The 11,591-nt window shown below is 75.2% G+C and carries 11 protein-coding genes; 5 read left to right on the top strand and 6 right to left on the bottom strand.

Translation table 11 applies throughout. The annotated features are described in order from the left end of the window. Both ACFVXK_RS32705 and ACFVXK_RS32700 read right to left on the bottom strand, forming a co-directional pair. Positions 1-1,615: GAF domain-containing protein (locus ACFVXK_RS32705; RefSeq protein ID WP_389618987.1), on the bottom strand; the 1,615-nt coding region annotated here is incomplete at its 3' end. A gap of 113 nt (positions 1,616-1,728) precedes the next feature. Further along, positions 1,729-2,664, bottom strand: a complete 936-nt coding sequence (locus ACFVXK_RS32700) for a cyclase family protein (protein ID WP_389618984.1) — start codon at positions 2,662-2,664, stop codon at positions 1,729-1,731. Between the two features lie 142 nt (positions 2,665-2,806). On the opposite strand from ACFVXK_RS32700, the gene ACFVXK_RS32695 reads away from it, so the two are divergent. The 5 genes from ACFVXK_RS32695 (at position 2,807) to ACFVXK_RS32675 (ending at position 7,284) form a co-directional block, all read left to right on the top strand. Continuing rightward, positions 2,807-3,940, top strand: coding sequence for a PP2C family protein-serine/threonine phosphatase (locus ACFVXK_RS32695; RefSeq protein ID WP_389618981.1), 1,134 nt, complete (start codon positions 2,807-2,809; stop codon positions 3,938-3,940). 237 nt (positions 3,941-4,177) lie between these two features. Beyond that, positions 4,178-4,723 carry a hypothetical protein gene (locus ACFVXK_RS32690; RefSeq protein WP_389618979.1) on the top strand — a complete coding sequence of 182 codons (546 nt, stop codon included), beginning with the start codon at positions 4,178-4,180 and terminating at the stop codon, positions 4,721-4,723. Between the two features lie 114 nt (positions 4,724-4,837). Further along, positions 4,838-5,308 (top strand): hypothetical protein, encoded by a 471-nt coding sequence (locus ACFVXK_RS32685; protein WP_389618976.1) that lies wholly within the window; start codon positions 4,838-4,840, stop codon positions 5,306-5,308. Between the two features lie 136 nt (positions 5,309-5,444). Then, positions 5,445-6,026, top strand: a complete 582-nt coding sequence (locus ACFVXK_RS32680; RefSeq protein WP_389618973.1) for a hypothetical protein — start codon at positions 5,445-5,447, stop codon at positions 6,024-6,026. Positions 6,027-6,237: 211 nt separating this feature from the next. After that, positions 6,238-7,284, top strand: coding sequence for a serine/threonine-protein kinase (locus tag ACFVXK_RS32675; RefSeq protein ID WP_389618970.1), 1,047 nt, complete (start codon positions 6,238-6,240; stop codon positions 7,282-7,284). A 43-nt stretch (positions 7,285-7,327) separates the two neighbouring features. Here ACFVXK_RS32675 and ACFVXK_RS32670 read toward each other — a convergent pair whose 3' ends face one another. The 4 genes from ACFVXK_RS32670 to ACFVXK_RS32655 all read right to left on the bottom strand — a co-directional run. Beyond that, positions 7,328-7,570, bottom strand: a complete 243-nt coding sequence (locus ACFVXK_RS32670) for a response regulator transcription factor (RefSeq protein WP_389618967.1) — start codon at positions 7,568-7,570, stop codon at positions 7,328-7,330. Positions 7,571-7,796: 226 nt separating this feature from the next. Beyond that, positions 7,797-9,755 (bottom strand): SpoIIE family protein phosphatase, encoded by a 1,959-nt coding sequence (locus ACFVXK_RS32665; protein ID WP_389618964.1) that lies wholly within the window; start codon positions 9,753-9,755, stop codon positions 7,797-7,799. 103 nt (positions 9,756-9,858) lie between these two features. Next, complete coding sequence (locus ACFVXK_RS32660; RefSeq protein ID WP_389618961.1) at positions 9,859-10,506, bottom strand: 4'-phosphopantetheinyl transferase family protein; 648 nt, start codon at positions 10,504-10,506, stop codon at positions 9,859-9,861. Between the two features lie 13 nt (positions 10,507-10,519). Continuing rightward, a partial coding sequence (locus ACFVXK_RS32655; RefSeq protein WP_389618958.1) for an aminotransferase class I/II-fold pyridoxal phosphate-dependent enzyme occupies positions 10,520-11,591 on the bottom strand: 1,072 nt, incomplete at its 5' end.

Genomic DNA, 11,591 nt, shown 5'->3' with positions numbered 1-11,591 from the left:
GCAGGAGGCTGCGCTGGAGGGCCAGCGCCAGGTTGTGCTCCCGGGTGTAGCGGCGGGCGTTGTCCACGCACAGCGCCGCCCGGGCGGCGAGTTCCCCGGCGAGCCGGACGTCGTCGTCCCCGAACGGGGCCGGGTCCTGCGCGCGGTAGAAGCCCGCGATGCCCAGCAGCACCCCGCGGGCGAGCAGCGGGACCACGATGAGGGAGTGCACGCCGTGCGCCAGGAGCCGCCGGGCCCGCCGCGGGTCCTGGGCGATCCAGCCCGCGGCGGAGCCCAGCTCGGGCTCCAGGACGGGGTGCCCGCCGGTCAGGCAGCGCATGTGGGGGGTGCCGGGGAGCAGCTCCACGTGCTGTCCGGCCGGGTAGAAGGGGCAGTCGTCGCGGATCCCGTGGACCACCGTGCGGTGCAGCTCGGCCCCCGGGTCGGCCGACTCCTCGCCGTGCAGGACGGACTCGGGCAGGTCGACGGTGACGTAGTCGGCCAGCCGCGGGACCGCCGTCTCGGCGAGCTCCAGGGCGGTGCGGGCCACGTCCAGGGTGGTGCCGATGAGGGTGCTGGCCTCGGCCAGCAGTTCCAGGCGCCGCCGGGCCGCGACGGCGTACTTGCCCACCTCCGGCTCGCCGACCAGCACCAGGCCGCGGAAGACCGGGGCCGGGGGCCGGTGCGGGGCCGGGGGCGCGGGGTGGGGCTGCGGCGGGCCGGCGCCGATGACGGCCTCGACGACCATGCCGTCCACGCCGGTGCCGCTGGTGAGGGGGCGGCTGAGCAGGGTGGCCTCGCCGCCGTGGGGGAGGGCCACGCCGAAGGCGCCCCGGCGGGCCGCGGAGATCAGCTCGGTGGCCCGCTCCCGCAGGACCGCCCGGTCGTGCGGGTCCAGGCCGGGGGCGGCGGGGCCGGGCGTCGCGTCCGCCCCGTCCGCGGCGCCGGGGCCGGCCGGGGCCGTCGTCCGGGCGAGCCGTTCGGCGTCGAGGTAGGTGTGCAGCAGGCCGCGTTCGCGCTCCGCGCTCTGGGCCATCAGCCGCCGCTCGATCGCGGCGACCGCGCGGCCCAGCAGGACCGGCAGTTCGGGGTTCTCGTAGGCGTAGGGGTAGCCGAAGCAGAGCACGCCGACGATGTGCCCGCTGAGCTGGTCGCGGACGGGGGCGGCGCAGCAGGCGTTCGACTGGGCGCGCTCGGCGAAGTGCTCGGCGCGGAAGACCTGCACGGGGCGGCGTTCGGCCAGGGCGAGGCCGATGCCGTTGGTCCCGCCGTACCGCTCGGCGAAGACGAAGCCGGGCTGCGTCTGGATGGGGGGCAGGCTGCGGGCCAGGGAGGGCTCGCCGAAGCGGCGTTGCAGGACCATGCCGTCCGCGTCGGTGACGGAGATGTTCATCCGGCTGCCGGAGAACCGGTTCTGCAGCTCGTCGAGGACCGGTCCGGCGGCCCGGGCGAGCCGGCTGTCGGGATCGAAGTCCTCCTGGTAGGGGAGGTCGGCCTGGTCGGGGGAGAGCCCGAGCAGCCGGCAGCGCAGCCAGGAGTCCAGGATGGGGCCGCGCACCCCGCCCTCCACCGGCTCGCCCCCCAGGAACCGCTCACGGGAGCGTGCGGGGCCGGTCTGCTCTCCCGTGACCCCCATCTGCATCACTTCCCCTTGCCGGGGTGAACCGGCGGCGTCGGGACGATCGCTCTGGTCCGTGCGGTGAAACTTCAATCAGTGCGATTTGAGTATATTCCGGGAGTTTTCCCTCTTCACAGGACGGCGACCGGATTGACCGGCGACCCCGTGCCGCCGGGGACGTTCAGCGGGCTCACGACGAGCAGGAACGCGTACCGTCCCGTTCCGGCGCACGCCGCCGACAGCCCCTCCAGGTCCAGGTTGTCCAGCAGGGGCACCCCCATGGCCGTCAGGGCGAGGGTGTGGACCGGCGAGTGCACGCCCTCGACCGGAGAGGGGCGCAGGTCGCCGTCCCCGTCCGAGCCCAGCAGGCTGATCCCCCGCCCGGCCAGCAGGGGCACCGCGTCCACGTGGAACCCCGCGCTCGCCCCGTCCAGGTCCCACGGGCCCAGCTCCCGGCGGCGCCGGAAGCGGCCCGTGCGCAGCAGCACCGCGCAGCCCTCGTCGATCTCCGCGCCGAGCGCCCGTTCCGCCGCCAGCACGTCGTCCGCCCGCACCGCCCGCCCGGGCTCCAGCCAGCCGGTCCCCAGGACGGCGGGCAGGTCCAGCAGCACGCCCCTGGTGACGAGCGGGCCCAGGGCGGCCACCGAACCGAACCGGGCGCCGCCCGAGCCGACGGCGTCCCGGGCCGGACGGCCCCCGTAGAGCTCCCCCCGGTAGGCGATGTGGCACAGCGCGTCGAGGTGGCTGACGGACTTCCCGTGGTAGTCGGCGCCGAGGAAGTCCTTGTGGGCGGAGGGCTCCGGGGACTCCACGTCGCCCAGGTCGGTCATGTGGTGCAGGGCCGGCCGCGGGTTGTCCGGGGAGGGGCGGGTGTCCCACGGCCGCCCGAGCGGCACGGCCACGCCGTCGCGGACCAGGGCGGCCGCCCGGAGCACGTGGGCGGGGGTGACCCGGTTCCAGGCGCCCCGGGCGGCCGGCTCCCAGCGGCCCCAGGTCCGGACCTCGGCGAACAGGGCGTCGAACTCCTCCCGGGAGACCCGGGGGACCTGGGCGGGGTCGGTGCTCATACGGGGCGCTCCGGTGTCGCGGGGGCCGGCCGGCGGGCCGTCCCCGCATCCCTACCCCCTGCGCCGGGCCCCCGGACGGCGCCCCGGCCCGACGCGCCGCACGAAGTGGCGGCCGTACGCCCGGGCGGGGCAGGCTGGACTCATGAGAGCGCCCTGGCGCTCGCCCCCGGAACCGGGAGCCGGCGGCCACCACCAGTTCCTCTTCACCCTCGCGCAGGGACTCCCCTTCGCGATCGCCCTCGTGGTGCTCGTCGTCGAACTCACCCCCGCACACCTCGTGTACACCGGCCCGCTGCTGGTCGCCACCCCCGCGCTCGCGGCGGTCACCCTCGGCCCCGCCGGCACGCTCGCCGCGGCCGGACTGGCCCTCGGCGTCAGCGTCGTCACCGCCACGTACAACCACGCCTGGGGCGGCCAGCAGGTCTACACGAACCTCCTCGCCCTCGTCCTGGTGACCACGGCCAGCTTCATGACCAGCCGCGCCGTCCGCACCCGCCGCGACCACGAGCTGGGCCAGGTCCGCCGGATCGCCGAGGCCGCCCAGGAGGTCCTGCTGCGGCCCGTCCCCGCCCGGCTGGGCCCCGTACGCGCCGCCAGCATGTACCTGGCCGCCGAGAAGGGCGCGCAGATCGGCGGCGACCTCTACGACGCCGTCCAGACCCGGTACGGGGTCCGGCTGATCGTCGGGGACGTCCGCGGCAAGGGGCTGCCCGCCGTGCGCGCCGCCGCCGTCGTCCTGGGCGCCTTCCGGGAGTCCGTGCACTACGAGGACGACCTGGTGGAGGTCGTCCGGCACTGCGGCGCGGCCCTGCGCCGGGACGCCGGCACCCCGGGCGCGGGCCTGGCCGGCGGCGACGAGGTCCTCCTGGAGGGCTTCGTGACCGCGGTCGTGGCCCAGATCCCCGACAGCCTCCACGTGCAGGTCGTCAACCGGGGCCACCCGCCCCCGCTGCTGCTGCGCGACGGCGAGGTCCGCCCGCTGGTGCCCGCCCTCCCGCTGCCGCCGCTCGGCCTGGAGGAGTTCATCGCCGGCCCGCCGGGGCGGACGGAGAGCTATCCGTTCCTGCCCGGGGACCGGCTGCTGCTGCACACCGACGGGGTCCTGGAGGCCCGTGACGGCGAGGACGCCTTCTTCGACCTCACCGGGGCCATGGAGGCACTGTGCGACCGCACCCGGCAGTCCTTCCTGGAGGGCCTGCGCGGGGCGCTGCTGCGCCATGCCCGCGGCCGGCTGGCCGACGACGTGGCGGTCGTCCTCGTGGACCGGCTCGACTGAGCTCCGGCTCCGGCTGTTAACCCGCCGTCCGCGCGGTTGTCAAGTCCCGACTTTCCGGAACGTGACCCTCCCGTGCCCGCTGGGGCTTACTTGAGGCACGGAAAGGAAACGAGGAAACAGGAAAGAGAGGGAAAGCCTCCCCGGAGGAATTCCCGATCGAATCCCCTCACCCCCTCACCGCACCGCCCCGAATTCCGGGGCACCCCAATCAACGGAATGCACAGTCAGGAGAAAGTCATGAACCGCAAGTTTGACACCACCGGCACCGTCCGCCCGCAGCGCCGGGGATTCCGTCTCGCCACCCTGGCGGCCGCGGCGGCCATCGTCACCGGAGGCGTCGTGCTCCCGGCCTCGGCGGCCATGGCGGCCCCCGCTCCGGCCCACGTGGTCACCGCCTTCCCCAACGGCGGCGGCAAGGGCGGGGACGGCGGCGACGGCGGCGGCGGCCTGATCGGCGGCGGCGGTGGCTCCGGTGGCTCCGGCGGCGGCAGCGTCTTCGGTACCGGCGGCGACGGCGGCAAGGGCGGCAACGGCGGTAACGGCATCCTCTCCGGCGGTGGCGGCGGCGGTGGCGGCGGTGGCGGCGACGGCTTCATCGGCGGCAACGGCGGCGGCGGCGGCAAGGGCGGCTCCGGCCTCTTCGGCGGGAACGGCGGCGGCGGCGGTGGCGGCGGCGACGGCGTCCTCAAGGGCGGCAACGGCGGCAAGGGCGGCACCGGCGGCCTCGGCATCTTCGGCGGCCTCGGCGGCGGTGGCGGCACCGGCGGCGGAAGCATCTTCTGACCGGCGCCCGGCATGACGGGGTGGAGGCCCTCGGACCTCCACCCCACCCCCCTCACCTTCTCGATCCCCTCCCCATCCTCTGACTCGAACGTTCTCTGAAACGGAGAAACCCCCATGTTCACCATCCCCTTCCAGCGTCCGCTCATCCTGGCCGCGGCCTCCCTGGCCCTCGTCACCGGTACGGCCTGCGCCGCGCAGGCGGCGGTGTCCCACACCCCGCAGGCCACCAGCGCCTCGGCCCCGGCCCTGCGGACCTCGGACTGCGCCCTGGGCGGACTGGGCGGCGAAGGCGGCAAGGGCGGCGAGGGCGGCAAGGGTGGTCAGCCCGGCCAGCCGGGCGAGCCCGGCAAGCCCGGTGGAACGGCTTGCCTCGGCTTCTCCGACCTGCCCGACAAGCCCAAGTCGGAACTGACCGTCGTGGACAAGGTGCGCATCGTGCTCACGGTGATGGCGGCCGACGACTCCAAGGACATGACGAACAAGATCGCCGACAAGTACAAGATCAGCACCGAGCAGATCGACACCTGGAAGAAGCAGTACCAGGACGGCGACTGGTTCGCCCTGATGAGCGGCACCACCGCCTGATCCCGCGAGGCGGGCGAGCCGAAGCGAAAGGCTCCCGGGCGCCCCGGCCCGAAACGGCCGGGGCGCCTTGCGCATCCGAAGGGAAAAAGACTTCTCAGCCGTAGCGGAAACGATTCCCCAGCAAGGAAGAAATGCCATGCGTATACGTTCTTGGAAGCTTCGTCTCGGTCTCGTCGTCTCCGCCACCCTCCTCGGCGCCGGCGCCCTCGCCCCGATCGCCTCCGCGGCCCCGGCCGCCCCGGCCGTCCAGCCGGCCCAGGTCCTCGCGCACCACGGCTCCGGATCCGGCTCCGGCAACCCGCTCGGGAAGATCTTCGGCGGCTCCGGATCCGGCTCCGGCACCGGCGGGGTCAAGATCGGCAACGGCAGCGTCCGCGTCGGTGACAACGTCTGCGCCGGCCGCTGCAACGGCACCGTCAACGGCACCAACGGGAGCAACGGCGGCGTCTGCGCCGGCCTCTGCAACGGCAGCGCCAACGGCGGCGACGGCACCAACGGCACGGTCGGCGGCGACGGTACCGCCGGCGGCAAGGGCGGCGTCTGCGCCGGCGTCTGCCGCGGCAGCGCCAACGGCGGCAACGGCGGCAACGGCGGCGACGCCCCTCCCGGCGGCGACGGCGGCGACGGCGGCCGCGGCGGGAACGGCGGCATCTGCATCGGCGTCGGCTGCGAGAGCAGCGGGCTCGGCGGCCGCGGCGGCGACGGCGGCGACGGCTGACCCCCGGCCGGGCCACCGGCAGCCGGCGCACCCCCGGCCGGCGCACCCTCGGACGTCCTCCGGAGCACCCGCCCCGGAGGGCGTCCCGCGCGTACGGCTGCCCCCGCCGGTGAGGGGCAGCCCGCGGGACCACTGGATAGACTTTCGATGAGCCAATAGCGGCCCGCCGCGCGCCAGCGCGACCGCGGCGGCCGGGTGAGGGCGGCGCCTGATGGGCACGGCATCCAATCTGCACCTCTACGCGGGCCGGGCCTCCGGGCTCATCGGCCGGCAGGTCGCGGGCTACCTGGTCGAGCGCATGATCGGCCGCGGCGGCATGGCCGTCGTCTACCAGGCCAGGGACCTGCGGCTGGACCGCACGGTGGCGCTCAAGCTGATCGCCCCCGAACGCGCCCGCGACGAGACCTTCCGGCGCCGCTTCACCCACGAGTCACGGGTGGCCGCGTCCATCGACCACCCCCACATCGTCCCCGTCTTCGAAGCCGGCGAGACCGACGGCGTCCTCTACATCGCCATGCGCTACGTCGCCGGCCTGGACCTGAGGGTCCTGCTGGACCGGGAGGGACCCCTGCCCGTCACCACCGCCCTGCGGATCGCCGGCCAGGTGGCCTCCGCCCTCGACGCGGCCCACCGCCACGACCTCGTCCACCGGGACGTCAAGCCCGGCAACGTACTGGTCGCCGCGGGCACCGACAGCGACCACCCCGAGCACATCTACCTCACCGACTTCGGACTCACGAAGAAGGCGCTGTCGCCCACCGGCTTCACCACCGCCGGGGAGTTCGTCGGCACGGTCGACTACATGGCGCCCGAGCAGATCTCCGGGCGCCCGGTGGACGGCAGGTGCGACCTCTACAGCCTGGCCTGCGTGGTCTACGAGACCCTCGCGGGCGGGCCGCCCTTCGGCCGCGACACCGAACCCACCGCGCTGCTGTGGGCGCACCAGTACGACCCGCCCCCCAAGCTCACCGGAAAGCGGCCGGACATCGCGCCCGCCGTCGACGAGGTGCTGGCCAGGGGCCTGGCGAAGGTGCCCGAGGACCGCTACGACACCTGCCTGGAGTTCATCGCCGCCCTGCGTTCCGCGACCGGCACCCCCGCCCGCCGCGCCGACACGGAGCCCGGGCACCGGGCCGGGCACCCGCCCACCGAGGTCTGCGTGGTCCCCGAGCCGCCGCAGGAGCCCCCCGCCTGGGCCCTGCCCGTCTTCCGCGCACAGCACGACGGCCCGTACGGCGCGATGCCGTACGGGCCGTAGGGCCGGGGGTTCGGAGGGGGGCTCCGGCTGGGGGAGCTCCGGTTCAGAGGCCCAGGGAGATGGCCAGGCGGGTCAGCTCCGCCGTGGTGTTGACACCGAACTTGGCGCGGATGCGGCGCAGGTAGGCGTCGACGGTGTGCTTGGAGAGACCCATGTTGCGGGCGGCCTGGAGGTAGGTGCACCCGGCGGCGATGTGGCGCAGCGCCTCCTGCTCACGCGGGGCCAGAGAGGACGAGGTCGAGGTCGAGGGGGCTTCGACGTGCTCCATGACGAGGGTGAGGCTCATGGGATTTCCTCCGCCGTGTCGGCTCGGTCATCGCTGCTGCTCACACCCTTGGAAGCAGAGGGACATATATCGGAATGTCGCTGTATGTCCCTGATAAAGAGCTTGCGGGCGCCACTTCATGGAGTTGTCCGTCGACTGTCACAGGCGCGTCACAGGGAACCGGAACACGCAACCCGCGGCCGCGCCGCCCCTCCTCGGAACCCCACGCCCCCGGAACCCCACGCCCTCAGAACCCCACGACCGACTGCTCGGCCCAGATGGTCTTGCCCGTCGGGGCGTGCCGCGTCCCCCAGCGCTGGGCCAGCTGCGCCACCAGCAGCAGCCCCCGCCCGCCCTCGTCGAAGGTCCGGGCCCGCCGCATGTGCGGGGCCGTACTGCTCGCGTCGGAGACCTCGCAGATCAGCGTGTCGTTCTCGTGGATCAGGCGCAGCTGGATGGGCGGCTCGCCGTACCGGATGGCGTTGGTGACCAGCTCGCTCACCACCAGCTCGGCGACGAACGAGGCCTCGTCCAGCTCCCACGCCGCCAGCTGCTCGGTGGTGTAACGGCGGGCGTCGGCCACGACCGAGGGATCCGACGGCAGGTCCCACACCACCACCTTGTCGGCGTGCAGCGCCCGGGTCCGGGCCACCAGCAGGGCCACGTCGTCGTCGGGACGGTGGGTCAGCATCGCCGTCAGCACCCGGTCGCAGGCCGTCTCCAGCGTCGAGGCGGGCCGGGTCAGCGCCGAGAACAGGGTGTCCAGGGCCTCGTCCAGGTCGTGCTCGCGCGCCTGGAGCAGCCCGTCGGTGTACAGGGCGAGGAGACTGCCCTCGGGCAGCTCCACCTCGATCGTCTCGAACGGCAGCCCGCCCAGGCCCAGCGGCGGCCCGGCCGGCACGTCGAGCAGGTACACCGAGCCCTCCGGGGAGACCACGGCGGGCGGCGGGTGACCGGCCCGCGCCACGGTGCAGCGCCGGGTCACCGGGTCGTAGACCACGTACAGGCAGGTCGTCCCGATGCCCCCCGCCGACTCCTCGGGCACGTCCGGATCGGCCTCGTCGGCGGACAGGTGGATGATCAGGTCGTCCAGGTGGGTCAGCAGCTCGTCGGGCGGCAGGTCCACGTCCGCCAGGGTGCGCACGGCCGTCCGCAGCCGGCCCATGGTCGCGGAGGCCCGGATGCCGTGCCCGACCACGTCCCCCACCACCAGCGCCACCCGCGCCCCCGACAGCGGGATCACGTCGAACCAGTCGCCGCCCACACCGGCCTCGCCGCCGGCGGGCAGGTAACGGGAGGCGATCTCCAGCGCGCCCTGCTGGGGCAGCGTGTGCGGCAGCAGGCTGCGCTGCAGCGTCATGGTCGTGGTGTGCTCGCGGTGCTCCCGGCCCGGCCCGGGCGGCGGCGCGGCGCCCCCGTCCGGCCGGGCGGTGAGCTCCTCGGCCAGCCGCAGGTGCTCGGGGTGCGGGGCGTGCTCGGCGGAACCCCGGTCGTGCGCGGCCAGGCACACCGCCCGCACCCGCCCGTCCCGGTCGCGCAGCGCGGCCAGCGAGGTCTCCCACCCCTGCTCGTGCCCTTCGTCCGTCCGGGGGACGAACGCCGTCAGCTGCTGCGGCTCGCCGGTCTCGACGACCAGGCGCATCCGGCGTTCCGTCTCGTCGCTCACCGGGTCCGGGGCGATCTCCGTCAGCCGCAGCCCCCGCATCTGCTCCTCGGTGAGGGAAAGGGTGCGCTGCATGCCCGCGTTGGCCCGCAGCAGCCGCAGGTCCGCGTCGAAGACCGCCAGGAAACACGGCGACTGGGCGAACGCCCACTCGTTCAGCGGAGCCTCCCAGGGCGCGTCGGCCGGGCCCGGCACGGCGGACACCACCGTCCACTTGACGGTCCCGCCCGTGGACGTCCACCGGTGCGCGAGCAACGGGACCTCCACCCGCCGGCCGTCCCGGTGCCGCAGCGCCACCGTGCCGTTCCACCGCTCCCGCTCCGGCCCGGCCCCCCGGACGGCCCCGCCGTCCTCGGCCAGCAGCCGGGCGGCGGGCTGTCCCACCACCTCGGCGGGGGCGTAACCGAGGAGCCGGCGGGCGCCCTCGCCCCACTCGGTCACGATCCCGTCCTCGCCGATCGTGGCCGTGGCGGTGTACGCCGTCCCGGCGGAGCCGCTCGTCTCCTGCGGCCGCTCACCGGGAAAGGTGGGAAGTTGCGCCATCGCCGCTCATCTCGCCCTCGCTAGTCCGGCCAGGGTGCTCCACTGACAAGCATGATCCGGCCGGGCGGGGAGCACCAACGCAACGCGGCGGCGTCCCCCGTCCTCACGGGCCGGTGAGGACGAGGGCCACGACCGCCTCCCCGGTCCGCCAGGCCATCGCCCGGCGCGGGCCGCCGAGCGCGGGCGGCCGCAGCCCCAGGAGCGTGATCCGGCGCGGCGCCGGGCCGAACACCCCGCCGCGGTCGGCCTTGACCGCGGCCTCCTTCAGTGCCCAGGCCCCGGCCAGCGCCTCCGGCCGGTCCCGGCCGATCAGCAAGAGCTCACCCGGGGAGAAGGCGTGGTCCGCGACCCGGCGCACGGCGCCGGCGGAGCCCGTCTCGCACAGGTCCACGCCCACCGGCCGCCGGGCCAGGGCCGCGGCGGCGTGGCCGGGGGTGTGGCTGATGGAGAGGTGCACGCGGGGCGGCGGGCTGCCGCCGACGAGGAGCTGCGGGCTGCCGTCCTCCCGGGGCAGGACCTCCACCTCCTGCGCCGGGGCCCCGAGGAGTTCGCCGGCCAGCCGCTTGGCCAGCAGGCGGCCGGCCATCCACTCGGACCGCCGCCAGGCCGGCAGCGCGCGGGCCACCCGCTGTTCGGCGGGGGAGAGGCACAGCGGCAGGTGGGTGAGGTCGGGGCGGCGGGCCACGAGCAGCCCGGCCCCGCCCCAGTGGTGCACGCGGCCCGGGACGAGCGGTCGGAAGACGGTGTCCATGGCGGGTCTCCGTTCAGGCGGCGGCGCGGGCCGCGCCGGCGGAGCCGTCCGGCCCCGCCCCGGCGGCGGCCGCGTCGAGCCGGCGCAGTTCCCGCGTCAGCGCGGCCACCGTCCGGCGGATCTGTTCGGGCGTGTGGTCCCGGGTGACGAAGAACCGCAGCCGGGTCAGCTCCTCCGGGACGGCGGGGTGGAGGATGGGGTTGACGCTGACGCCCTGCCGGAACAGGGCCTCCGCCAGCCGCAGGGTCTTCGCCGAGTCCCCGACGATGCACGGCACGACGGGCGTGTCGCGGCTGTCGCCGATGTCCAGGCCCGCCGCGCGCGCGAGGCGGGTGAACAGGGAGGCGTTCGCCGTCAGGCGGGCCACCCGCTCGGGCTCGGCCCGCAGCAGGCGCAGCGCCTCCAGGGAGGCGGCCGTGTCGGCGGGGGTCAGCCCGGCGCTGTAGACGAAGCCGGGGGCGGTGTAGCGCAGGTACTCGACCACGGGACGGGCGCCCGCGACGTAGCCGCCGCAGCCGGCCAGCGCCTTGGACAGGGTGCCCGCCCAGAGGTCGACGGCCGCGCGGTCCACGCCGTGGTGTTCGCCGATGCCGCCGCCGGTCGCGCCGATCGTCCCGATGCTGTGCGCCTCGTCGACCATCAGCAGGGCGCCGTGCCGCCGCTTGACCTCGATCAGGGCGGGCAGGTCGGCGATGTCGCCGTCCATGCTGTACACGCCCTCGACGACCACGAGCACCCTGCGGTACTGGTGGCGGACCTGTGCGAGCAGGGCGTCCAGGGCGGCGGCGTCGTCGTGCGGGAACGGCCGCCGCGTGGCGCCGGAGAGCCGGCAGCCCTGCAGGATGCTGTCGTGGGCGAGGGCGTCGTGGACCACGAGGTCCCCGGGGCCCACGAGGTGCCCGACGACGGTGACGTTGGTGGCGTGGCCGTTGGCCAGGGCGAGGGCGGACTCGCAGCCGAGCAGGTCGGCGAGCTCCGCCTCCAGCTCCAGGTGGAGCGGGCGGTTGCCGGACAGCAGCCGGCTGGCCGACACCGAGGTGCCGTAGCGTTCCACGGCCTCCCGGGCCGCCGCCGTGACCCGGGGG

The organism is Streptomyces sp. NPDC058157 (assembly GCF_042884105.1).
In the GTDB taxonomy this organism is placed as follows: Bacteria; Actinomycetota; Actinomycetes; order Streptomycetales; family Streptomycetaceae; genus Streptomyces.
The sequence above is the reverse complement of the archived record's forward strand: the minus strand, read 5'-3'. Positions and strand labels throughout refer to the sequence as shown.